The following is a 21,203-nucleotide window of genomic DNA, read 5'->3' as shown; positions in this document are numbered from 1 at the left end:
CCGCCCCCCGGGGGGGGGGGGGCCCCCCCCCGGCGGGGGGGGGCCCCCGCGGGGGGGGGGGGGGGGGGGGGGCCCCCCCGCCCCTGCCGTCGGGCGCCCGGCCGGTACCGGGTGCGGGCGATCCGTTGTGCCGGAGGCGTTGACAGTGCGGCCGTACCCGTTGGTAACCTGCCGGGCGTGATCGACGAGGCCGGATCGGTACCGCCGCAGCACGTCCTCTGTGTGCTCGGCGCGGGGCTGGACCTCGACGTCGTGGCCCGACTCGCGGCCGAGATCGGTGGCCCGGAATGCGGCCTCGACTCCGAGTACTCCCGTCCGGAGCCCGACCCGAGGATGGCCGCCTCGTTCCGCTCCTCGCTGACCGGCCGCAGTTTCACCGAGGCGGACCGGCGGGCGGTCAAGGAGCACGACACGGTGGCGTACCTGCTCTCGCCGCCCGTGACCCGGCAGACCGCGATCGAGGTCTCCCGGCGGATGCTGGCGTTGACCGCCGCGCTGCTCCGGACCGGCGCCACGGCGGTACGCAACGAGAGCAGCGGCCTGGCACACGGCCGCGACCGCTGGCTCGACCTGGCCGACCGGGCCGCCGCCGCGACCGACGATTCGACCCTGGCGGTGGTGCTGCACCGGGCCTGGGTGAAGCGGCCGATCACCGACGGCGTGGCGGTCTACAGCTGTGGCATGCACCTGCTCGGCGCCCCGGACGTCGAACTGCGCGCCGGGCAGCCGACCGGGCCGGCCGAGGTCGACGAGCAGGTACGCCTGCTCGACGCCCTGGCCCGCTACCTGCTGACCGAGCCGGCGGGCCGGCGCATCCGCGACGGTGAGGTGTTCGCGCTCGCCGCCGACGCACCGCACTGGCTGCTCGGCCGCCGCGACTGTGCCCGCTACGACCCGGACGACCTCTACCGCAACCCGTACGGCTACTGGTGCCTGACTCCCGGGTGAACACCGGCAATCACCGGCGCTGCTCCATAGGATGCGGAAATGACGACCCGTCCTCCGCTACCGCCGTTCACCCGTGAGACCGCCGCGCAGAAGGTGCGGATGGCCGAGGATGCCTGGAACGGTCGGGATCCGGAGAAGGTGGCGCAGGCGTACACCCCGGATTCCCGGTGGCGCAACCGGGCCGAGTTCCTCAACGGGCGGGACGAGATCGTCGCGTTCCTCCGGCGCAAGTGGGCCAGGGAGCTGGAGTACCGCCTGATCAAGGAACTCTGGGCCACCGAGGGGAACCGGATCGCCGTACGGTTCGCCTACGAGTTCCACGACGACTCGGGGAACTGGTTCCGGTCGTACGGGAACGAGAACTGGGAGTTCGACGAGAACGGCCTGATGCGGGTCCGGCTGGCCAGCATCAACGACCTGCCGATCGGAGAGTCTGAGCGGAAGTACCACTGGCCGCTCGGGCGCCGCCCCGACGACCATCCGGGGCTGAGCGACCTCGGTCTCTGACGACCCGCCGGGCCGGTTCGACGGGCCGGTCAGTCCTCGGTTCGTACGCCCTCCGGCGGGTCGCCGGAACCGCCCTTCTCGAAGAAGAACGACACGTCCTCGAACCGGGAGCCGACGAAGAAACAGAGGCCGAGGATCGCTCCCGCCGGCAGCACCGTACCCGGCCCGCCGGTCGAGGTGTCCAACCCGAAGAGGCCCTGCAACCGGGGAAGCACGGCGAGCAGAAGCACGTTGACCAGCACACCGGTCAACAGCCAGCGCAGTTTGACCCAGCCGCCGGTCCGCCCCGAGAGCCAGCCGGAATAACCGGAGCCGGTGCCCAGCCAGTCCAGTCCCGCGTTGACGACGTAGACCGCGACGAGCGGCACTCCCCAGCTCCAGAACCCGCCGTCGAAGTCGAGTCCGTCCATCAGCGGGGTCAGCAGCGCGAGTGCGGCCGTCGGCAGTACCGCGACGGGACTGAAGGTCAGGCTCAGCCGCCAACTTCTCCCGGCCATCCGCGTGTCCCTCCTAGCTGGAGCACGGCCATTGTCGCAGGGCCGAGCCGGAAAGTGGACTCGTGGATCAACCCGAATCGATGCGCTGGTCTGGCCACGCCCGTCGCGGTCGCTGCCGGCCCGCCGCGCCGGCCCCGGTCACCGGCATTCCGACGTACGCTGCACGTCGCAGGTGCCGGAGAGGAGGCTGAGGTGGCCGGGACGACCGGGACGACGGTCGCCGAGGTGATGGCCGAACTGGCCGCGCTCGACGACCCGAAGATGCGCGAGGTGAACGAGAAACACGGTGACGATCACGGGGTGAACCTCGGCAAGCTGCGCGCGGTCGCTAAGCGGCTGAAGACGCAGCAGGAACTCGCGCGCCAGCTCTGGCAGACCGGCGACACCGCGGCGAGGCTGCTGGCGTTGCTGATCTGCCGCCCGAAGGCGTTCGAGCGGGACGAGTTGGACGTCATGTTGCGCGAGGCGCGCACCCCCAAGGTGCACGACTGGCTGGTGAACTACGTGGTGAAGAAGAGTCCGCACTCCGAGGCTCTGCGCCTGGCCTGGTTTGCCGATCCGGACCCGGTGGTCGCGAGCGCCGGCTGGGCGCTGACCAGCGAACGCGTGGTCAAGAAGCCCGAGGGCCTCGACCTCGCCGGACTGCTCGACATCGTCGAGGCGGAGATGAAGGACGCCCCGGATCGCCTCCAGTGGGCGATGAACAACTGCCTGGCCCAGATCGGCATCGAACACCCCGAGCACCGCGCCCGCGCCCTCGCCATCGGCGAGCGCCTGGAAGTACTCAAGGATTACCCGACGCCTGCCGGCTGCACGTCTCCGTTCGCGCCCATCTGGATCAACGAAATGGTCCGCCGCCAGCACGCCAAGTAGGAAGCTGGCACTGTGGTCAGGGCTTGCGCAGCCAGGTCTTCGGATCGGTCACGAAGACACCCTTGCCCTGGTGCCGGTCGATGACACCGAGCGCCTCAAGTCGCACATTCACCAGATTGATGGTCGACGAGCTGGTGTTGTAGAGCTTGCACTGCTCGGCGATGGAGGGCAGCCTGTCCCCAGGCTTGTACCTTCCCGACCGAACGTCGGCGATGATCTCGTCGGAGATCCGGATGTAATCCGGGGTCGCTGGCATGGCACTCCTCGCGTGGCCCTCCAATCTGATCAGGCCTGAGACGCCACCTGCAACAACTCATTGGCTTCTTCCAGTTCTTCCAATAGTTGCTGCCGGGTACTCCTCGCGTGGCAGCCAGGAGCGCTCACTGTTCCAATCCTTCTTCCCGGCAGCGGCCCCGCCGCCGCCGACCACCCCGGCCAGGCCACCGAACGCCGGCAGCCACTATGCCCGGGTCGCGTACCCGCCGCTGACCGCCGGCCAGATCCGCTTCCAGCGATTCTCCGGCGTGCGTCGCGGACTCGATCCGGAGGAGGTGCGCAGCTTCCTCTACCGGGTCGCGGACGAGTTCGCCGAGGTCCGGGCCGAGCTTGCCCGGACCCGCACCGAGAACAGCCGGATCAAGAACGCCCTGCGGGACTGGCAGGCCCGTTACCGGCGGGCGAACCGGGTATGAGCCGGGAGACCACCGCCGCCGCCGACGGGCCGACGACCACCAGACCTCGCCAGCGGTACGTCGTCCATCTGACCGTCACCAGCACGGACCTGCCGGCGGCGGAGTTGCTGGCCCGTACCCTCGCCCGGTCGCTGCGTTTCCTGCCCGACCTGGTCCCCGGCGAGACGGCCGTCGCCCCGGCCGGCGATCCGGCGCTGCGGCACCCGGTCTTCTGCGACCAGCCGCTCGACGGCGGCGGGCGGTGCCCGCTGCGCGCCGGGCACGTCAACGACTGCCTGCGGATCGACCCCGACGACCGCTGACTCCCCGCGTCGAGCGCTGGGTCAATCGCCGGAGCGGCGGGGCCGTAGGCCGTTGAGGGCGGTGGCGACGACCCGATCGGCGTACTCGGGGGTGAGTGGCCCGCTGCGTTGCAGCCAGCGGTTGAGCAGCGGTCCCCAGATCAGCTCCACGGCCACGTCGAGGTCGAGGTCCTCGGCTAGTTGCCCGGCCCGCTGTGCGCTGCGCAGTCGCTGTCGCTTGGCTTCCTTCAACGGCCCGTCCAACCGTTCGGCGTAGGCGGCGGCCAGCTCGGGGTCGTGGGCGATCTCGGTGGCCAGGGCGCGCATCGGTTGCTCGTAGCGGGGATCGTTCAGCTCCTCGACCGTGGCACGCAGCACCGCTGTCAGGTCGGCCGCCAGGTCGCCGGTGTCCGGGAGTACGGGCGGCTCGCCCTCGCTGCCCTCACTGAGTACGAGGAAGGCGTCGAAGAGGACCGCGCCCTTCGAGGGCCACCAGCGGTAGATGGTCTGTTTGCCGACGCCAGCGCGGGCGGCGATGCCCTCGATGCTGAGTTTGGCGTAGCCGACCTCCTGCATGAGGTCGAACGCGGCAGTGAGGATGGCGCGTCGGGACGCCTCTCTGCGGCGGGCTGTGTTGGGCGTCATGAGATCACCATATCAAAGGCGAGACGAACCGTCTCGTCTTGACGCAGGAAGCGAGGTGGCCTACCTTCGAGAACACAACGAGACGGACCGTCTCGTCTCACAGATGCAACGAACGGAGTTCCACCCATGCGCACCCCACCTCCCACCGCCGCGCCGCGTACCTGGTTCATCACCGGCGCCAGCCGCGGTCTCGGCCGCGCCTTCGCCGTCGCCGCCCTCGACCGCGGTGACCGGGTGGTCGCCGCGGCCCGCAGCATCGCCCGGGACGCCTTCGACCAGCGGCACGGTGACCGGCTGCTGGCGCTGCCGCTCGACGTGACCGACCGGGCGGCGGTCATCGACGCCGTGGCCACCGCGGTCGAGCACTTCGGCCACCTCGACATCGTCGTCAACAACGCCGGCACCATGTCGATGGGGATGCTCGAAGAGTTCACCGAGGCCGAGGCCCGGGCCCAGTTCGAGGTCAACCTCTTCGGCGCGCTCTGGGTCAACCAGGCCGTACTGCCGCACCTGCGCGCCCGGCGTGCCGGCCACATCGTGCAGATCTCCAGCATCGCCGCGCTCGGCGGCTTCCCGAGCACCGGGATGTACAGCGCGAGCAAGTTCGCGCTGGAAGGCATGAGCGAGGCCCTGGCGATGGAGGCGGCGGCCTTCGACATCAAGGTCAGCATCGTGCAGCCGGGCGGGTACTGGACCGACCTGTACACCAGCATGGCCGCCACCACCCCGATGGCGGCCTACGCGCCGCTCCGCGCCGAGCTGGAGCGGCAGTGGGCGGAGGGCTCGATCGACAGCGATCCCCGGCTGGCCGCCGAGGCGCTGCTGAAGCTGGTCGACAGTGACGATCCGCCGCTCCGGCTGCTGCTCGGCAGCATGGTCTACGACCTGGCGTTCGACATCTCCCGCCGGAGGATGGAGACCTGGGCCGGCTGGGAGCGGGTCAGCCGTGCCGCCGAGCGCGCCGTCGCCGCGACCGAAGTTCCGCAATGACGGCCACGGCCGGAGCAGCATGCTGGGTGGCTTCGCCCGACCGTGGACGCGACGAGCCTCCCGGCGAGGACCGCCGGGAGGCGTCGTGAGCGGTACGGAGCGGAGCTACTTCGCGGTGGCCGAGGCGGGAGCCTCGCTGTGCAGGTCCTCCAGGACCGAGTCCGGCACCGGCTTGTCGAGCATTTCGCAGACGGACGCGTCGGTCGCGGCCATCGCCACCCGGTAGTAGTGGTCCCAGCGGGGGTTCGGCTCGGCGTCGAACGGCTCCGCGTTGGCGACGCTGACCACGGTACGCCGGCCGTCGACCGTCGCCAGCGCGACGCTGTGGTGCCCGAGGGTGTCGCCGCCGTGGCCCCACACCGTGCCGCACGCCGCGTCGAGCCGGATCAGCCCGAGACCGTAGCCACCCGTCATACCGAAGCCCGCCGGCAGTTCGACCGTGGTCGTCATCTGCTTGAGCTGCGCCTTCGAGAAGAGCTTGCCCTGGAGTACGGCGGAGAAGAACCGGGCGAGGTCGTCGGTGTTGGAGATGACGGCCCCGGCCGCACCGCCCCAGCCGCCGATCGGCCAGCCGGTCGTGTCCACGTAGGCCGGCTCCGGGCCGGCGAGCTTGACCCCGTAACCGTGGGCGTAGCCCGGCCCGGTCCGCACCGCGGCCGGGTTGGCGTAGTAGGTGTGCCGCAGGCCGAGCGGTCCGGCGATGCGCTGCTGCACCAGCACGGGCAGGCTCTTGCCGGTCAGCTTTTCCAGGATCATCCCGAGCAGCGTGTAGTTGGTGTTGGAGTAGGACCAGTCCTTGCCCGGCGGGAAGTTCGGCTCGTGTTTGAACGCCACGGCGAGCAGTTCCCGGTCGGTCCACACCCGCAGCGGGTCGCGCTCCAGTCCAGCCATGAAGTCGTCGTCAGCGGTGTAGCTGAACAGCCCGCTGGTGTGGTTGAGCAGCATCCGTACGGTGATGTTCCCGCCGTTCGGCACGACGCCCGGCAGGTACCGCGAGACCGGTGCGTCGAGCCGGAGCTGTCCCCGGTCCACCAGTTGCAGGACGAGTACCGCCGTGAAGGTCTTGGTGTTGCTGCCGGCCTCGAACTGGTCGCGCGGGGCCATGGGCCGCTTGGTGGCGATGTCCGCGAGCCCGGCGGCCGTACGTCCGACCCGGTGGTCCTTGCCGATCCGGGACGCGAATCCGGGTGGGCCGACCGCCATCATCCGGCGGGCGACGTCCTCCATCACGTCGTTCTTGCCGGGGTTGCCGAGGGTCGCCACCGCCGGGCGGTCGTCGGCCGCCACGGCAACGGCGGTGCCGGCACCGGTCGCGGTCAGCGCGGCCGCGGCGGCCACCATGACCGCCGTCATTCTGACCAGTCGGGATTTCCTGCCGGTGCTGTTCTGCGTCGTCGTCATGCATCGATCCTGTCGAGGATTCCCGGCCAGGTCATTGCAGCCCACTGACCAATCCCGGGATCAGGCTGCGCTACCGGCAAGGTGGTGCCAGCCCTACCTCCGGTGCGCGAAACGTCGTAACGCCCCAGCTCATGGCAATCCGCGTCGACCCGGGTAGCCGCGCCGTACTCGGAAACCTGGCCGTCGAACTCGGAAACCTGGCCTCAGCGCGGCCCGGGGCAACCGCACCGGAGTTCGGGCCGAAGTTCGTCGGCGCGGTCGTGTCGGATGGCGTGCGCCCGATCGTCCACCTGCCGCAGTTGGTCGGCGGTCAGGCTACGGGCGCTCCAGATCAACGCCGCGGCCTCGGCCGCGTCCGGGTGGACCGGCCGGCCGACTCCGGTCGGTTCGACGCCGGTCAGGTCGATGCCGGTGAGCGCGCTGAGGTCGGCTGCCGGGATGTCGAGGAACGCCGCGAACCCGGCCAGCAGTTCGGGTGTCAGCGCCTTCCTGGCACCCCCGATCAGGCCGATCGTCGACGCCGACAGCATCGGGCCGCCGCCCAGCCCGAACAGGAACTTGGCGGAACCGCTCCAGGTGAGATTGCGGTTGTGCAGCAGGCGCACCACCAGCCCACCGGCGGTGTTCGGGTACCGCTGGTGCGCGGGCACCGCAGGCGGCGACTCCGGCGGACGGGCTCGCTCCGGCCGGGGTTCCCGGGGCAGCGATCGGACGAACTGGTGCAGTTCCGGTACGGCGCGCGGCAGGTACGTCAGTGACCACGCCAGCCACCCGACGGCGCCGCCGGCCATCGCGTCCCGTGGGGCGAGGTCGTCGGGTACCTGTCGATTGGCGATGACGAAGAGGTCGCTTCGATGCAGGCCGAGGAGAGGCCCCAGCTGACGCAACAGCAACGGGTCGGGCTCGCCACCGTCGAGCACCGACGTGATCTCGGCGACGTCCACCCGTCCGGCCAACGAGCCGACGTCGATGCCACGCGGCTCGGCCAGCCGCCTCAACTGCACCCCGAACGCCGGCAGCTCCCGCACGGTCCCGACCATACAACCGCCGCCGGGAACCGGACGGCGGGCAGCGATCCCGGCCGTTACGCTCGCGGGAGCGTACGTGTCCATTACGGGGGTTACCGACATGCGCCTTGCGTTCCTGCGCGGCACGACAGCGACTCTGCTGCTGGTCAGCTCGGTCGTGCTGCCTGCCACCCGGGCCGGGGCAGCCACCGCCGGCCCGTACGTCGACATCAGTCCGCCGGCCGTCGTCGGTGCCGGACTCAATCCGACCGACCTCCCGGTGCAGGTCGTCAACACCGGCGGTACCGCCCACTTCTCGATTCGGCTGCGGCTGACCGTCACACCGGTGGCCGGCAGTGCGGTACGACCGCTCGCCTCCACGCTGGTCCTGACCCACCAGTTCGGTAGCCAGTACCGCCAGCTGAGCTACGAGACCCGTGGCGACAGCCTCGTCGCCACCACCCCGGAACTGTCCGGAGTGGATGCCGGCGGCACTGCCACGGTTCGCCTCCAGGTGTCCACCCGGCCGACCAGCTCCGCCCCGCACGTCGACGACGTGACGGTGCGGGTGACGACCGAGGCGCTGGACGACTACGGCACGACGTTCGCGACCGATCCCGAGCCGGACCGGATGACGATGGTGGAACCCCGGGCCGAGCTGACCGGTTGGCCGGACCGGCTCCCCGTCGGCGCCCCGGCCGTGGTCACGATGACGCTCACCAACACCACGCCGCTGCCGTACCCGCTGCTGAGGCCGGGCCTCGCCCTGTACCGCTCCGGCAACGAGCAGGTCATCGTCGAGCGGCTCGACGGTGGGCAGTGGACCCAGGTGTCCGGGCCGAGCAGCGGCTACTACTGGTGGTACGCCGACGGCTATCCGAGCCTCCAGCCCGGGCAGACGTACACGGCGACCCTGCGGGTCACGTTCACCGACGACTCGGCCGCCGGTGAGCAGGGCTTCGTCTACCACCTCGGGTACACGTACTTCGGCACGCCGGTCACGGTGGCGGGCCAGCCGTACACGATCGCGGCACGCGACTGATCCGACGACCCCGTCGCACGGCATTGCGCGACGAAGCCGCAGCAGCCGCCTTCGCTCTTGGGCGGATCGCCTATCGCTCTGCCTCGAAGTGCCCTTTCATCGCCGGGTAGTAGTCGTCGAAGTTCGGCGCCGGCCGGCCGTCGCGGGAGGCTACCAGCGCGTCGAGGTAGTACTCCCAGCCCGGTCCGACCTCGCCGACCTCCTCGGTACCGGTCAGGTGCTGCGTGAACCGCAGCTCGGTCACGCCCGCATTCTCGACCAGCGCCAGGTCCAGGTGCCAACTGCCGTGCTCGTCCACGGCGGAGACCACCAGCCGACGCGGCGGCTCGCACGCGTCGACGGTCAGGTCCATCCAGGGCTCGCCCTCCTCGTGCACCAACTGGACCTTGATGGTGCTTCCCGGCGCCGCGTCGCCCTGCCACGGGCCGAACCAGCGTGCCGTGCGCGCCGGATCGGTGAGGCTCGCCCAGACGTCGGCGACGGGCGCGCGGAAGGTGCGGGTCAGGACGAGGTCGTTGCCGAACAGTCGGCCGGTCGGTGTCGGGCTCATGCGGTCTCCTTCTGGGATGGGTGCCGCCCGGCGGCCGTCTGCCGCTCGCGGCGGGTGCGGTAGACCTCGGTCTCCAGTGCATCGAGGCGGTGCTGCCAGCCGGACGGGCGCATCAGCCGTCCCAGCCACCCGGTCAGCTCGTCGAGCGGCGCGGTGACCAGTGTGTAGACACGTCGACGTCCGTCGGCCGTGTCGCGCACCAGACCGGCCTCGCGCAACACCCGCAGGTGACGGCTGACCGCCGGCCGGCTGATCACGAAGCGGTCGGCGATCTGCCCGGCCGAGAGCGGTTCGTCGCGCAGCATCAGCAGGATCTCCCGCCGCACCTGATCGGCGATCGCGGCCACCACCTCGTCCACGCTCGGAAGCGTAACCCGTAGGTTACGCTTCCGGCGACATCGCGGCCTGATGTCCAACTCAAGACATGATCGGACGCACCGAGCCGTGTGTCAGGGCGTCTCCTGGCGAGCGTCGCGCTTCCGCCATTTGGACAGTGCGGGCCGGTTCTATTCGGTGCCGGTCGCGTCCGGCGCGGTGCGGGCCGGCGGCTCCGCCAGCCGCTCCAGCCTGGTCCAACCGGTCCAGCCACGCTCACGCATCAGCCCCAGCAGCCGCCGCGCCCGAGGGTCGGCCTCGACGGCGAGTGCGTGCAGGAGGTCGAACGGCAGGGTGTCGCCCAGCACCACGCCGAGATCGGCCTCGCCGGAGGCGTACGCCTGCTCGAACAGGCCGGCCATGATGTCGGCAACCTCCTCCAGACGCGACTCGTCGCCCGCCTCGGACGGGTCGCCGTCGACGATCTCCGACAGGACCCGATAGAGCTGGACCTGTCGCGGGTCGTCGAGCTGCGCGAACTTTCCGGGCATGAACTCGCGGATGCGATCGGGCCAGCGGGCCCTGAGCAGGATCCACCCGTCCCGCTCGCCCTGCACGATCCGCTCCGACACCCCCATCTCCCGCAGCCGATCGAGATAGGCGGTCACCTCCGGCGGGAGTACCAGATCGTCCCCGGCGACTAGCTGCGCGATCTGCTTACGGCTGGTCTCCAGCCGTTCGATCTCGTCGCGCAGCTGGCCGTCGATCTCCTGGACCGCCTCGGCGAAGGTCGACGCGTCGGCGTCGAGTAGCTGATCGATCTGGGCCAGCGGCACGCCGGCGTTGGCGAGGGTACGGATCTTGATGAGCGAGACCACCGCCGTCGCGCCGTACCGCCGGTAGCCCGAGGCGTCCCGTTCCGGCTCGGGCAGTAGCCCGATCTGGTGGTAGTGCCGCACCGTCCGCACCGTGACGCCCGCGTACGCCGCCAGTTGACCGATCGTCAGCATGCCCTGATCCTGCCCCGACCCCGTCGACGCCGGGTCAGGAGATCCTGCGCCGGTAGGAGATGTTGGCGAAGAGGTAGGCGACGAGGAGGATGCCGACGCACCAGGCGAGGGCGGTCCAGACCTCGGTGCCGACCGGTTGCCTGGTGAGCAGGTCGCGGATCGTGTTGACGATGGAGGTCACCGGCTGGTGCTCGGCGAAGGCGCGTACCGGGCCGGGCATGGTGTCGGTGGGCACGAACGCCGAGCTGATGAAGGGCAGGAAGATCAGCGGGTAGGAGAACGCGCTCGCGCCGTCGATGGACTTCGCGGTGAGGCCGGGAATGACGGCGAGCCAGGTCAGCGCCAGGGTGAGCAGGACGAGGATTCCGGCGACCGCGAGCCAGGCCAGCACTCCGGCACCCGAGCGGAAGCCCATCAGGAGGGCGACGCCGACGACGATCACCAGCGAGATGAGGTTGGCGAGCAGCGAGGTCAGGACGTGCGCCCAGAGCACCCCCGAGCGGGCGATCGGCATCGACTGGAATCGCTCGAAGATTCCGCCCTGCATGTCGGTGAAGAGCCGGAACGCGGTGTAGGAGATGCCGGACGCGATGGTGATGAGCAGGATGCCGGGCAGCATGTAGTTCACGTACGAGACCGCACCGGTGTCGATCGCGCCGCCGAAGACGTAGACGAAGAGCAGCATCATCGCGACCGGTGTGATCGCGGTGGTGATGATGGTGTCCAGGCTGCGGGTGACGTGCCGCATGGTCCGTCCGGTGAGGACGGCGGTGTCGGCGAGGAAATGCGTGGCCATTGTCGTCCCTTACTTCCTGCTCGACCTGGTCTTGACAGCCTGGCTGCCCCTGTCTGCCTCGCCGTCCCCGCCGCCGCCCCCGTCCCCGCCGGCATCGCCGACGACCGCGAAGAAGACGTCTTCGAGGGAGGGCTGCTTCTCGACGTACTCGACCTTGGCCGGCGGCAGTAGCTGCTTCAGCTCGGCCAGGGTGCCGTCGACGATGATCCGACCCCGGTGCAGGATCGCGATCCGGTCGGCGAGCTGCTCGGCCTCCTCCAGGTACTGGGTGGTGAGCAGCACGGTCGTGCCGCCGTTGGCGAGTTCCTTCACGGCCTGCCACACCTCGATGCGCGCCTCCGGATCCAGCCCGGTCGTCGGCTCGTCGAGGAAGATCACCGGCGGGTTCCCGATGAGGCTCATCGCGATGTCCAGCCGGCGGCGCATGCCTCCGGAGTACGTCGCCACCCGCCGGTTGCCCGCCTCGGTCAGCGAGAAGCGCCTCAGCAGCTCGTCGGCGGTCACGCCCGGGTTCTTCAGGTGCCGCAGCCGGGCGACCAGGACGAGGTTCTCCCGCCCGGTGAGGATCTGGTCGACCGCCGTGAACTGGCCGGTGAGGCTGATCGACTCGCGTACCCCGGCGGCCTGGTTCGCGACGTCGAAACCGTTGACCCGGGCGGTGCCCGCGTCGGCCCGAAGCAGCGTGGAGAGGATCCTCACCAGGGTCGTCTTGCCGGCCCCGTTCGAGCCGAGCAGGGCGAAGATGCTGCCCCGGGCCACGTCGAGATCCACGCCACGCAGCACCCGCAGTTCCTTGTACGACTTCGTCAGGCCCTGCACGTGGATCGCAGGCTCCTGGAGCCGATTGGTTGTTGCCGGCAATTCCATGACAGGCAGCATGGCGGGTTGACGTAGCGTCAGGGTCAAGTCCTCCCGCCACCGATCACACCTGGTCGGGCAGACCCCGCCAGGAGAGCCGGGGTTCGTCGCCCAGCGTCGACTGGTAGTCGACCGCCGTCGTCTCCCGGCCCCACTGCGGCATCCCGGCCGGCAGGTCCTGCGGGTCGAGGACCACCTCGACCAGGGTCGGCCGATCCGGTACGCCGCCCAGCTCGGCCAGTACCCGGGCCAGCTCGCCCTCGGTGCTGACCAGGTGCGAGTCGACCGTGACCTGCCGGGTGAAGACGGCCGGCAGGTCGGCGTACCGCCAGTTGTCGATGTCGTTGTAGGGCTGGCGCCGCCCGTCGACGGCCCGTTCCACGGTGTAGCCGGCGTTGTTCAGCACGAGGATGACCGGTCGCTGACCGGTGGCGATCATCCGGCTGATCTCCTGCGCGGTCAGTTGCAGCGAACCGTCGCCGGTGATCAGCACCACCCGCCGCTGCGGTGCCGCCGTCGCCGCGCCGAACGCGGCCGGTACGGCGTACCCGATCGCTCCCCACAGCGGCGCCTGTACGCAGACCGCGCGCCTCGGCAGCCGGATCGAGGCGACCCCGAACGACGGGGTACCGGTCTCCGGTACCACGATGTCGCCCTCGGCGAGCATCGCCGCGACCGCCGGCCAGAGCCGGGCCTGGGTGATCGGCGCGTTGCTGGCCGGGTCGAGCCGCGCTGCCGCCGGCCGGCCCGGATCGGGTGCGGTCGCCCAGTCGACCGCGCGGACCGGTCCGAGGGTGTGCAGCCGGGCCAGCGCGGCGGCCGGGGCGACCGGTTCGAAGAGCCGCCCGCCGACCGAACTCGCCCGCCGACCGATCGAGATGATCCTGGCCGGGTCGAGGTCGGCGGTGAAGAGGCCGTCCCAGTCGAAGAACTTGGTACCGACGCAGACCAGCACGTCGGCCTCCTCGACGATCCGCCGCACCGGTTCGGCGCTGTCCCCGCCGTTGTAGACGCCGACGTAGTTCGGGCTGGTCTCGTCGAGCAGCCCCCGGCCGAGCCCCTGGGTCGCGGCCGGCCAGTGCCGTTCGGCCAGCAGCGCCGCGATCTCGGCGCCGAGGCCGTACCGGAGGGCGAGATTGCCGACCAGCAGGGCCGGGCAGGTGGCACCGTTGAGCAGTCGCTGGGCGGCGGCGTCGAACGCGTCGAGCTGCTCGCGGGCGACCTCCGGTGCCGGCCGGTCGAACCGCCGGGGTGGCTTCGGGACCGGCTGCCGGGCGACGTCGCCGGGCAGCCGGAGGTAGACCGGGCGTTGCTGGATCCAGCATTCCCGCAACACCCGGTCGATCTCGACGGTGGCGTTGCCGGCGCTCAGGGTGGCCTGGGCGACCGTCACCTCCCGGGCGACCCGGACCCACCGGTCGAAGTCACCGTCGCCGAGGGAGTGGTGCATGGCGGTCCGGCGGTCCATGATCTCCGTGGTCGGGCCGCCGACGATCGAGACGATCGGCACCGACTCGGCCATCGCGCCGGCCAGGCCGTTGACCACCGACAGCTCGCCGGGGCCGAAGGTGGTGACGATCGCGGAGATGCCGGCGAGCCGGGCGTACCCGTCGGCGGCGTACGCCGCGTTGACCTCGTTGCAGCTACCGATCCACTCGATGTCCGGGAACGCCTCGACCTGGTCGAGGAACTCCATGTTGTAGTCGCCGGGCAGCCCGAAGATGTGCCGTACGCCGAGGTCGTGCAGCCGGCAGAGCAGGTACTCGCCGACGGTGGTGGTCTCGGCCGAGTTCTGCGGCATGACGTCCCCCATCGACCGTTTCAGCCCGTTTCCGCCACCCGTGCGGGTTCCCGTTCCCGCCCGTCGCACACGTCCGGCACGCCGCTCCGGCACGCACCCGTCCAGCTCCGCCGGGCCGCCACGGCCCGGGCGGCCGGCTGCGGGTCAGGCCGGGTCGGCCCGGGTCAGGCCGGGTCAGGCTCCCCGGCTACGGCGGACCGCGCGCTCGACCGTGGCCTTCAGCGCCCGCCGGGGTACCGGGCCCAGGTCGTCGACGACGTCGATCAGCAGGGCGAGCTGTTCGAGAGCGACGAACGCCCGGCTGGCCCCCGCCGGGTCCACTCCCTCGTAGAGTTCGAGGCCGACGAATGCCCCGGAGATCGCCCGGGCCAGCCCGCCGACGTCGGCGATCTCCGCGAAGGGGGAATTCACCAGTAGCCGGCGGAGCACCGACTCGATCTCGTCGACCCAGAGCTTCAGCGCGGCGGCGACCGACTCGGCGAGCCGCCGGTCGGTCTGGGCGCCGGCCAGGAGTTGCGCGAGCACCGAGACGTGTCCGAGTTCCTTCTCCTGCTCGTGCAGCGCCCGGCCGACGTCGAGCAGTTCGCGCAGCGTGCGTACCTCGGCGAACCGGGCGGAGTAGGTCGCGACCCGATCGGCGGTGTTGGCCGTACACGCCGCCGCCAGCAGTTCGTCCACGCTGCCGAAGTGGTAGAAGACCAGCGCCTGGTTCACCCCGGCGGCGCTGGCGATGGTCCGGGCGGATATCCCGGCGATGCCGTGCGTGCCGATGGCGGCGAGGGTCCCGTGGAGGAGTCGCTGCTTGGTGTCGGACATTCCTCTCCTCGCGGGCGGGTCAGATGTGGCGGTGCGATCATCGCATCGGTCACCAACTGCGCCAGCCAGGCCACTCCCGGCAACCGCAGCAACCAGCCCAGATAGGCCCAGCCCAGGGTGACGTGGTCCAGTGCGCGGGCGACGGCGGCCACCCCCCGTTCCTGGTACCCGTCGCCGTCGGCATAACCGGCACGGCGCAGCGGGCGGTCGTGCTCCGCCGCCGGTCGGAGGAGGAGTCGGCGCGGAGCGCACCGGTCCAGGAAGGCGCCGACGGCCGCGCAGGGTCCGCAGTCGCCGTCGAGCCAGAGCCGCGCGGTCGGCCCGTCCGACGGGTACGGCCGCCACCGGGGCCACCAGTCACGGACCTGGGCCCGGTAACGGCGCCAGTCCGGACCGTACCGGTCGTCGAGGTCGCGCCGCTCGTGCGGGCCGGCCACGCCGGCACCGAAGGCCACCCCGGCCAGCGCGGCGACGGCGAGCCAACCGCTGCCGGTCGCCACTGCCAGCAGCAGGAGCAGCCCAACGACGCTGACCTGCATCGGGTTGCCGACATAGCCGTACGGACCGGTGGTGACCAGCCGGCGCGGCGGGTCCCAGGGGTACGGCGTGCCACCGCCCCGGACCGCGAACTCGCGTACCGCCGCCAGTGCCGGTACGGCCAGCAGCAGGCCGAGCTGGGCCAGTACGAACAGCGAGGTCGCCGGTAACCGGAGGAGCCGGTCCCACGAGCCGTCGCCGAACTCGAACACCACGGTCGGCAGCAGCCACAGCACCAGCGCGGTGAAGACGACCAGTTGCAGCAGTACCCGGGCGGGCAACCGGCGGCGGTCGGCGCTCCACCGGCCGAGCAACTGGGCGGGCAGCGCCACGCAGAGCAGGCCGACGGCCTCGCCGACCAGCCAGGACGGTCCGAGGTGGACCAGCGGGCGCAGTTGCGGCATCGCGACCGCGTCGAGCCAGCAGAGCAGGCCGAGCGCCACCGGCAGCGGCAGCACGCCGCGCAGCAGCACCGGTATCGGCCCCCAGAGCAGGGCCCAGCCGAGCCAGAGGTCGACCGGCATGCCCCGGAACGTGCCGTCGACCGGGGCGAAGGCGTACCACCCGGTGGGGCGGGCCAGTTCGGTCAGGGCCGCGATCCCGACGGCCGCCGCGACGAAGGCGAGCAGCGCGGCGAACCGGGCCTCGCGGCCGCGCTCCAGCCGGGCCGCGCCGAGGGTCAGCGCCACGGGTACCAGCAGGCAGAGGTAGCGGACCGTCGTCAGGTTCATCCCAGCACCGCCGTCGTCGCCGGAGCCAGTGCCGTCGACGCTGCCGCCGAGGGTGCCGCTGCCGGTGTCGTCATCGCAGGTCGAGCATGTCGAGCAGGTGGCCGGTGCCCTCGTGCACCAGCGCGTCCTGGAGGGGCCCGAAGTACCAGGAGGGGTCGAGGCCCCGCCGGTAGGCGGCGGTGACCCGTACCTCGGTGTGTCCGGCGTCGACCGCACGCCAGTGCAGGTCGGCCCGCTCCCAGGTCAACCACCGGGCGGTGATCGAGGTGTCCTCGACGAACCGGAAGCCGATCCGGTCCGGCGCCACCGAGTCGACCTCGGCCAGGAGGTGGCCGCCGGGACCGTGTGCCGTGCCGTGGTATCCGAACGCCCACCGGTCGCCGACCTCCAGCCCGGTCCCGCCGACGTGCTGGGGTACGGGTACGCCGAGCAGCCGCAGCGGAACGGACCGGACCGGGGTGGGTCGTGGGCCGGCGGCCAACCGGCCGGCGAGTTCACCGGCCGGGACCGGGACCGTCCGGACCACCTCGACCGACTGGTCCGGCGCGATCCGCAACCCGTCGACGCTGCCCTCGACCCCGCCGAGCAGCAGCAACGGCAACACCAGCGCCCCGTAGGCGCGCGAGGACGACTCGCGGAGCCAGCGGATCAGTGCGGTGCTGCCGTGCACGACCGCGTACACCAGCGGGGCGGCGAGCACCACGCAGATGGCGCCCTCGTGCAGGGCCACCGCGGCCAGCAGCAACACGATGGTGGTGACCACGAAGACCCGGCCGTGGGTGGTCCGCGGCGGCATGAGTGCCAGCGCCGCGGCGAGCAGCACCGGCAGCCCGACGAAGAGCATGGCGCTGTCGGCCCGCCCGGTCCGCACGGTGAGCACGAAGGCGATCGCGCCGCCTCCGGCGATCAGTCCGGCCAGGATCCAGTTCGCGCCGCTCCGCCGACCTGGCGGTCGCTCCGGCTCGTCCATCTCGACACCCCCGTCAGACAGGTTGAGCAATCGCTCAAAAGTCAGGATAGGCGAGTTTGAGCGATCGCTCAATCGGCAGCCGTGCCGCTGGCTCCACCACCGGCTGGCCCGGACACCCCGAAACGCCGGAGTCCCGCCGATCGGAGGCGATCGGCGGGACTCCGGCGTGGAATCTGGCGGCGGATCAGGCGACCGTGACGGCCACCTCGTTGACCCCCCGGCCGGCGGTGACCGAGAGGTCGCCGTTGCCGTGCCGGGAGAGCGCCCGCAGCGTCCAGGTGCCCGGCGCGGCGAAGAACCGGAACTGCCCGGCCGGCGAGGTGACCACCTCGGCGGTGAACTCACCGGTCGAGTCGAGCAGCCGGACGTACGCCCCGGGAACCGCCTCGCCGCTTTCGGCGCTGACGATCCCGGTGATGACGGTTTCCTTCTCCAGGTCCAGGCCCGCCGGCAGCGGAGCCGCCTGGTCGGGTGCCGCGCAACCGGCGGCGATCGGAGCGGTCATGGTGCTCACGCCTCCCCCGGCTCGTCGCCGAGCGCCACCGGCACGCCGACCAGCGAGCCGTACTCGGTCCAGGATCCGTCGTAGTTCTTCACGTTCTGGTGCCCGAGCAGCTCCTTGAGCACGAACCAGGTGTGCGAGGAGCGCTCGCCGATCCGGCAGTAGGCGATGGTGTCCTTGCTGCCGTCCAGCCCCGCCTCGCCGTAGATCCGGCGCAGCTCGTCGTCGGACTTGAAGGTGCCGTCCTCGTTGGCCGCCTTCGACCACGGCACGCTGAGCGCGGTCGGGATGTGCCCACCCCGCTGCGCCTGCTCCTGCGGCAGGTGCGCCGGGGCGAGCAGGCGGCCGGCGTACTCGTCGGGGGAGCGGACGTCGACCAGGTTCTTGACGCCGATCGCGGCGACCGTCTCGTCGCGGAAGGCCCGGATCGACAGGTCCGGCTCCTGCGCGACGTACTGCGTCGCGGGGCGGGAGACCTGGTCGGTGACGAGCGGGCGGGCGTCCAGCTCCCACTTCTTGCGGCCGCCGTCGAGCAGCTTCACGTCGCGGTGGCCGTAGAGCTTGAAGTACCAGTACGCGTAGGCGGCGAACCAGTTGTTGTTGCCGCCGTAGAGCACCACGGTGTCGTCGTTGGAGATGCCGCGCTCGGAGAGCAGCGCCTCGAACTGCTCCTTGTTGACGAAGTCCCGGCGCACCGGGTCCTGGAGGTCGGTCTTCCAGTCGAGCTTGATCGCACCGGCGATGTGCCCACCGTCGTACGCGGTGGTGTCCTCGTCGACCTCGACGAAGACCACGCCGGGAGCGTCGAGGTTCTTCTCGGCCCAGTCGGCCGAGACGAGTGCGGTGTCGCGACTCATCAGATCACTCCTTGGTGAGGATTGTGTGTGAGCCTGCGCGTGGAGGTCGACCGATGTTGTTGTCGCATGTCACGCGCGGGACCCATTGATAGGACGGATCACGGGTACGTGCGACGGCGCCGCTGCCGGGCGTGAGGAAAGGACTCAGAGGGTACGCAGAACAGCCCCGCCGTCAGATGACGGGGCGACACAGGCAGGTGGCCACGCGGCACAGGTCGACCGCGCGCCGTTTGGTGAGGAGCGTCCCCATGACCACGGAGCCTATCAGCGCTACCGACTCGTCACCCAGGACCAACCACGATCCGGGATCGACACCGGGCCGGGTACGACCACTCTGATCAGCTGACCTCGCTCAGCGCAACATCGCGGGCGCTGGCGGTCACTGCCAGTCCGTTCGGCAGTGGCCGCACCTCGTGCACCTCCAGCGCGAACGGCAGCGGCGGCAGCGGCACCCGGACCGAGAGCTGCCGGGCGAAGTTGCTGACGAAGGTCTTGATCAACGGGTTGTTCGGCAGGTCGGCCGAGGTGAGCTGGTCGAAGCCGATCACGATCTCGCCGCCGTCGACGGTCAGGTTCGCGATGCCCTGCACGGTCAGCTCCTGGTTGATGATCGGCACCTGGAGCGGTGCGGTCACGCCGAGCTTGCCGTCCTGCTCCCGCAGTTGCACTCCCGGCCGGTTGATCAGCGCCACCACGCTGTCGTAGGTCACCGTGCCGGTGCCCTGGACCGTCTTGGCGGTGACCTCGCCCTGGCCGGAGCGGAGCGTGTCGAGGGAGGCGGTCACGTCCCGCGCGTCGACGGTCAGCTCCGGCACCTTCACCGTCGCGTTGCTGCCCTCCACCGGCCCCTGTACGTCCCGGAGCAGGACCTTGACGGAGTCGTACCGGCCGTTCAGCACCTGGGTGAGGAACGGGAAGCCGCCGACCGTCACCTCGGGCGCGGCGGACTGCACGTTCTTCCGGGATATCTCCCGGTCGATCTGGTCCGCGACGACCCGCTCGGCGACACCGGCGGCGACCCGGTCGGCCACCACCAGCAGCGCGGCCAGCACCAGGAGCAGGATCAGCAGGATGACGAGCGCCCGACGCCCCCTGCGCCGACGGGGCCGTTCCTCGTACGTCCCGCCGTCTGCCGGATAGCTGTCCGCCACGCCGTCCCCCTGATCCGGTGCCGTCGCACCCATCTACCACCGTCGCCGGGACCACTATCTACCCGACCGGCCACATCTCCAACCGTCGAGGTACACCGCCGTACCGGGGGTCGGGAAGCGCCTCGCCCGCCGCCGGGGACGGCCCTGGTCAGAGGAAGAAGACGCTCATCGCGTACGCGGCAGGTGCGGCCAGCGCGAAGCCGCCGAGCGGGCCCTGCATGTGCCGGGCGACCCACATCGTCGGCGGTTCCCCGGCCATCAACCGGCCCGCCTCGGCGTAGCCCACCCCGAGGTCGGCCAGCACCGCCGCGGCGGCGGCGACCAGTCCGACCAGGGCACCACTGGTCGGGGTGAACGCGACCAGGTAGCTGCCGAGGATGCCGGCGGCGAGGGTGCCGAGCATCGCCCCGATCACCACACCGGCGGCACCGCGCGGCACCTGCGGGGCCAGGCGCGGCCAGGGCAGCACCGCGTCGGTCACCCGGGCGACGGTCAGCGCCACCGCGGCAGCGGTCAGGCAGACGAGGATCGCCTGGGTACCCTTCGGGATCCGGCTGAGCACGATCAGCGTGCCGAAGGCGACCACGCCGACCACGATGAAGAGGGTGGCGCCGAGCGACTCGGTCACCCGGGCCCGGTCGGCCCGGCGGACGAGTTGCCCGAGCACCCCGACGAGGAAGCCGCCCGCGGCCATGTACCCGAGGGGGGCGAGCGCGGCGATCTGCGGCAGCACCGCGGCGGCGTCGGCGGCCGCCGCGACCGCCACCGCGACGCCGCCGACCAGCAGCAGGGCCGGCGGGCGCATCGCCATGGTCCAGGCCAGGACGAAGAGCAGCTGCACCCCGAAGACGACCACGGCGAACGGCAGCCGGGCACCCGGACCGGCCGTCTGGGCCCCGAAGATCAGGCCGATGCCGAGCAGTCCGGCGAAGCCGGCGATCGCCACCGACAGCAGCCGGCGGATCGGTACCGGCGGCAGCTCCTCGTCGGCGTCGAGGTCCTCGGGGTCCGCCTCGCCGTCCGGTGGTCGCGGGGCGTCGGCCGGGCGCGGACCGTCGAAGGGGGTGCGGGGGTCCGGGCCGGCGGGGCGGCCGCGCGGGTCCGGGGCGCGGTGCGGGCCGGCCGGGCCGGGGCGGTTCTCCGGCCACGAGTCGCGGCCTGTCTCCGGTGGCGTCGAGGGGTACACGCCCCGATCGTGCCAGACCGACCGCCCGACGCGCCGGGCCCGGCTTCCCCGAACCGGTGGCACGATCGGAAACCTGCCTGTAATGACCGATCCCACAACCCATGAACCGAACGTGTGAGAGCGTCCGGCGGAAGTTCCGATAAGGTTGAGCCTTACCTACCCGTCAGTGACGCCGGGACGACCCCAGTCTCCAGCGGTCCCGGATCCCCCCGGCCGAGTGCCGCTGGCCACCGCGCGGCG

Annotated in this window: 26 protein-coding genes; 7 read left to right on the top strand and 19 right to left on the bottom strand. The window is 71.2% G+C overall.

What is annotated here, in order from left to right; all coding sequences use genetic code 11:
• Positions 1-177 precede the first annotated feature (177 nt).
• Together V1634_RS31115 and V1634_RS31110 are read left to right on the top strand one after the other, a co-directional pair.
• The gene (locus V1634_RS31115; RefSeq protein WP_331211286.1) at positions 178-948 is read left to right on the top strand and encodes a hypothetical protein; all 771 of its coding nucleotides are present in this window, start codon (positions 178-180) and stop codon (positions 946-948) included.
• A 39-nt stretch (positions 949-987) separates the two neighbouring features.
• Positions 988-1,455, top strand: coding sequence for a nuclear transport factor 2 family protein (locus V1634_RS31110; RefSeq protein WP_331211285.1), 468 nt, complete (start codon positions 988-990; stop codon positions 1,453-1,455).
• A 29-nt stretch (positions 1,456-1,484) separates the two neighbouring features.
• Here the strand turns inward: V1634_RS31110 and V1634_RS31105 are convergent, their stop codons facing one another.
• Positions 1,485-1,952, bottom strand: a complete 468-nt coding sequence (locus V1634_RS31105) for a hypothetical protein (protein WP_331211284.1) — start codon at positions 1,950-1,952, stop codon at positions 1,485-1,487.
• Between the two features lie 228 nt (positions 1,953-2,180).
• Between V1634_RS31105 and V1634_RS31100 the strand changes: the two genes are divergently transcribed.
• The gene (locus V1634_RS31100; RefSeq protein ID WP_407951887.1) at positions 2,181-2,825 is read left to right on the top strand and encodes a DNA alkylation repair protein; all 645 of its coding nucleotides are present in this window, start codon (positions 2,181-2,183) and stop codon (positions 2,823-2,825) included.
• Positions 2,826-2,841: 16 nt separating this feature from the next.
• Here the strand turns inward: V1634_RS31100 and V1634_RS31095 are convergent, their stop codons facing one another.
• Entirely contained in the window at positions 2,842-3,081 is a 240-nt protein-coding gene (locus tag V1634_RS31095; RefSeq protein WP_107263767.1) for a winged helix-turn-helix domain-containing protein, read from the bottom strand.
• Between V1634_RS31095 and V1634_RS31090 the strand changes: the two genes are divergently transcribed.
• Together V1634_RS31090 and V1634_RS31085 are read left to right on the top strand one after the other, a co-directional pair.
• Entirely contained in the window at positions 3,080-3,517 is a 438-nt protein-coding gene (locus V1634_RS31090; protein WP_331211282.1) for a DivIVA domain-containing protein, read from the top strand. The two genes, V1634_RS31095 and V1634_RS31090, sit on opposite strands and share 2 nt — an antisense overlap.
• The gene (locus V1634_RS31085; RefSeq protein ID WP_331211281.1) at positions 3,514-3,819 is read left to right on the top strand and encodes a hypothetical protein; all 306 of its coding nucleotides are present in this window, start codon (positions 3,514-3,516) and stop codon (positions 3,817-3,819) included. The genes V1634_RS31090 and V1634_RS31085 overlap by 4 nt, the downstream gene beginning before the upstream one ends.
• Before the next feature lie 21 nt (positions 3,820-3,840).
• Here V1634_RS31085 and V1634_RS31080 read toward each other — a convergent pair whose 3' ends face one another.
• On the bottom strand, positions 3,841-4,443 hold the full coding sequence (locus V1634_RS31080) for a TetR/AcrR family transcriptional regulator (RefSeq protein WP_331211280.1): 603 nt from the start codon (positions 4,441-4,443) through the stop codon (positions 3,841-3,843).
• A gap of 126 nt (positions 4,444-4,569) precedes the next feature.
• Between V1634_RS31080 and V1634_RS31075 the strand changes: the two genes are divergently transcribed.
• Positions 4,570-5,433, top strand: coding sequence for an SDR family oxidoreductase (locus V1634_RS31075; RefSeq protein WP_331211279.1), 864 nt, complete (start codon positions 4,570-4,572; stop codon positions 5,431-5,433).
• A 105-nt stretch (positions 5,434-5,538) separates the two neighbouring features.
• On the opposite strand, the gene V1634_RS31070 is transcribed toward V1634_RS31075, so the two are convergent.
• Positions 5,539-6,834 carry a serine hydrolase domain-containing protein gene (locus V1634_RS31070; RefSeq protein WP_331211278.1) on the bottom strand — a complete coding sequence of 432 codons (1,296 nt, stop codon included), beginning with the start codon at positions 6,832-6,834 and terminating at the stop codon, positions 5,539-5,541.
• Positions 6,835-7,037: 203 nt separating this feature from the next.
• On the bottom strand, positions 7,038-7,862 hold the full coding sequence (locus V1634_RS31065) for an XRE family transcriptional regulator (protein WP_331211277.1): 825 nt from the start codon (positions 7,860-7,862) through the stop codon (positions 7,038-7,040).
• 100 nt (positions 7,863-7,962) lie between these two features.
• Between V1634_RS31065 and V1634_RS31060 the strand changes: the two genes are divergently transcribed.
• A complete protein-coding gene (locus V1634_RS31060) occupies positions 7,963-8,883 on the top strand; it encodes a hypothetical protein (protein ID WP_331211276.1) in 921 nt (306 codons plus the stop codon).
• Positions 8,884-8,953: 70 nt separating this feature from the next.
• Here the strand turns inward: V1634_RS31060 and V1634_RS31055 are convergent, their stop codons facing one another.
• The 14 genes from V1634_RS31055 to V1634_RS30990 form a co-directional block, all read right to left on the bottom strand.
• Complete coding sequence (locus tag V1634_RS31055; RefSeq protein WP_331211275.1) at positions 8,954-9,433, bottom strand: SRPBCC family protein; 480 nt, start codon at positions 9,431-9,433, stop codon at positions 8,954-8,956.
• Complete coding sequence (locus V1634_RS31050) at positions 9,430-9,792, bottom strand: metalloregulator ArsR/SmtB family transcription factor (protein ID WP_331211274.1); 363 nt, start codon at positions 9,790-9,792, stop codon at positions 9,430-9,432. Before V1634_RS31050 ends, V1634_RS31055 begins: the two co-directional genes overlap by 4 nt.
• A gap of 147 nt (positions 9,793-9,939) precedes the next feature.
• Entirely contained in the window at positions 9,940-10,758 is an 819-nt protein-coding gene (locus V1634_RS31045) for a MerR family transcriptional regulator (RefSeq protein ID WP_331211273.1), read from the bottom strand.
• Between the two features lie 34 nt (positions 10,759-10,792).
• Positions 10,793-11,554: an ABC transporter permease gene (locus tag V1634_RS31040; RefSeq protein WP_331211272.1), complete on the bottom strand. Its 762-nt coding sequence runs from the start codon at positions 11,552-11,554 to the stop codon at positions 10,793-10,795.
• A gap of 9 nt (positions 11,555-11,563) precedes the next feature.
• Positions 11,564-12,421 carry an ABC transporter ATP-binding protein gene (locus V1634_RS31035; RefSeq protein WP_331211271.1) on the bottom strand — a complete coding sequence of 286 codons (858 nt, stop codon included), beginning with the start codon at positions 12,419-12,421 and terminating at the stop codon, positions 11,564-11,566.
• 55 nt (positions 12,422-12,476) lie between these two features.
• Complete coding sequence (locus tag V1634_RS31030) at positions 12,477-14,213, bottom strand: alpha-keto acid decarboxylase family protein (RefSeq protein WP_331211270.1); 1,737 nt, start codon at positions 14,211-14,213, stop codon at positions 12,477-12,479.
• A 174-nt stretch (positions 14,214-14,387) separates the two neighbouring features.
• A complete protein-coding gene (locus tag V1634_RS31025; RefSeq protein WP_331211269.1) occupies positions 14,388-15,029 on the bottom strand; it encodes a TetR/AcrR family transcriptional regulator in 642 nt (213 codons plus the stop codon).
• A complete protein-coding gene (locus V1634_RS31020; RefSeq protein WP_331211411.1) occupies positions 14,924-16,291 on the bottom strand; it encodes an isoprenylcysteine carboxylmethyltransferase family protein in 1,368 nt (455 codons plus the stop codon). The genes V1634_RS31025 and V1634_RS31020 overlap by 106 nt, the downstream gene beginning before the upstream one ends.
• A gap of 76 nt (positions 16,292-16,367) precedes the next feature.
• Positions 16,368-17,267, bottom strand: coding sequence for a hypothetical protein (locus tag V1634_RS31015; protein ID WP_331211268.1), 900 nt, complete (start codon positions 17,265-17,267; stop codon positions 16,368-16,370).
• 184 nt (positions 17,268-17,451) lie between these two features.
• Positions 17,452-17,772, bottom strand: a complete 321-nt coding sequence (locus tag V1634_RS31010) for a DUF1416 domain-containing protein (protein WP_107263764.1) — start codon at positions 17,770-17,772, stop codon at positions 17,452-17,454.
• 5 nt (positions 17,773-17,777) lie between these two features.
• On the bottom strand, positions 17,778-18,626 hold the full coding sequence (locus tag V1634_RS31005) for a sulfurtransferase (RefSeq protein WP_331211267.1): 849 nt from the start codon (positions 18,624-18,626) through the stop codon (positions 17,778-17,780).
• Between the two features lie 172 nt (positions 18,627-18,798).
• The gene (locus V1634_RS31000) at positions 18,799-18,876 is read right to left on the bottom strand and encodes an Ms5788A family Cys-rich leader peptide (protein ID WP_311202345.1); all 78 of its coding nucleotides are present in this window, start codon (positions 18,874-18,876) and stop codon (positions 18,799-18,801) included.
• An 88-nt stretch (positions 18,877-18,964) separates the two neighbouring features.
• A complete protein-coding gene (locus V1634_RS30995; protein WP_407951886.1) occupies positions 18,965-19,777 on the bottom strand; it encodes an LmeA family phospholipid-binding protein in 813 nt (270 codons plus the stop codon).
• A gap of 148 nt (positions 19,778-19,925) precedes the next feature.
• Entirely contained in the window at positions 19,926-20,963 is a 1,038-nt protein-coding gene (locus V1634_RS30990; protein ID WP_331211265.1) for a hypothetical protein, read from the bottom strand.
• Between the last annotated feature and the right edge of the window lie 240 nt (positions 20,964-21,203).

It is taken from the genome of Plantactinospora veratri (assembly GCF_036421995.1).
GTDB classification, from domain to species: Bacteria; Actinomycetota; Actinomycetes; order Mycobacteriales; family Micromonosporaceae; genus Plantactinospora; species Plantactinospora veratri.
The sequence above is the reverse complement of the archived record's forward strand: the minus strand, read 5'-3'. Positions and strand labels throughout refer to the sequence as shown.

Coding starts and splice junctions, on each gene's coding strand:
- V1634_RS31070 (WP_331211278.1), bottom strand. CDS start 6,834: ATGACGACGACGCAGAACAGCACCGGCAGGAAATCCCGACTGGTCAGA.
- V1634_RS31110 (WP_331211285.1), top strand. CDS start 988: ATGACGACCCGTCCTCCGCTACCGCCGTTCACCCGTGAGACCGCCGCG.
- V1634_RS31045 (WP_331211273.1), bottom strand. CDS start 10,758: ATGCTGACGATCGGTCAACTGGCGGCGTACGCGGGCGTCACGGTGCGG.
- V1634_RS31060 (WP_331211276.1), top strand. CDS start 7,963: ATGCGCCTTGCGTTCCTGCGCGGCACGACAGCGACTCTGCTGCTGGTC.
- V1634_RS31005 (WP_331211267.1), bottom strand. CDS start 18,626: ATGAGTCGCGACACCGCACTCGTCTCGGCCGACTGGGCCGAGAAGAAC.
- V1634_RS31030 (WP_331211270.1), bottom strand. CDS start 14,213: ATGCCGCAGAACTCGGCCGAGACCACCACCGTCGGCGAGTACCTGCTC.
- V1634_RS31095 (WP_107263767.1), bottom strand. CDS start 3,081: ATGCCAGCGACCCCGGATTACATCCGGATCTCCGACGAGATCATCGCC.
- V1634_RS31000 (WP_311202345.1), bottom strand. CDS start 18,876: ATGGGGACGCTCCTCACCAAACGGCGCGCGGTCGACCTGTGCCGCGTG.
- V1634_RS31085 (WP_331211281.1), top strand. CDS start 3,514: ATGAGCCGGGAGACCACCGCCGCCGCCGACGGGCCGACGACCACCAGA.
- V1634_RS31015 (WP_331211268.1), bottom strand. CDS start 17,267: ATGGACGAGCCGGAGCGACCGCCAGGTCGGCGGAGCGGCGCGAACTGG.
- V1634_RS31010 (WP_107263764.1), bottom strand. CDS start 17,772: ATGACCGCTCCGATCGCCGCCGGTTGCGCGGCACCCGACCAGGCGGCT.
- V1634_RS31035 (WP_331211271.1), bottom strand. CDS start 12,421: ATGGAATTGCCGGCAACAACCAATCGGCTCCAGGAGCCTGCGATCCAC.
- V1634_RS31055 (WP_331211275.1), bottom strand. CDS start 9,433: ATGAGCCCGACACCGACCGGCCGACTGTTCGGCAACGACCTCGTCCTG.
- V1634_RS31025 (WP_331211269.1), bottom strand. CDS start 15,029: ATGTCCGACACCAAGCAGCGACTCCTCCACGGGACCCTCGCCGCCATC.
- V1634_RS31105 (WP_331211284.1), bottom strand. CDS start 1,952: ATGGCCGGGAGAAGTTGGCGGCTGAGCCTGACCTTCAGTCCCGTCGCG.
- V1634_RS31100 (WP_407951887.1), top strand. CDS start 2,181: ATGGCCGAACTGGCCGCGCTCGACGACCCGAAGATGCGCGAGGTGAAC.
- V1634_RS31040 (WP_331211272.1), bottom strand. CDS start 11,554: ATGGCCACGCATTTCCTCGCCGACACCGCCGTCCTCACCGGACGGACC.
- V1634_RS31090 (WP_331211282.1), top strand. CDS start 3,080: ATGGCACTCCTCGCGTGGCCCTCCAATCTGATCAGGCCTGAGACGCCA.
- V1634_RS31075 (WP_331211279.1), top strand. CDS start 4,570: ATGCGCACCCCACCTCCCACCGCCGCGCCGCGTACCTGGTTCATCACC.
- V1634_RS31080 (WP_331211280.1), bottom strand. CDS start 4,443: ATGACGCCCAACACAGCCCGCCGCAGAGAGGCGTCCCGACGCGCCATC.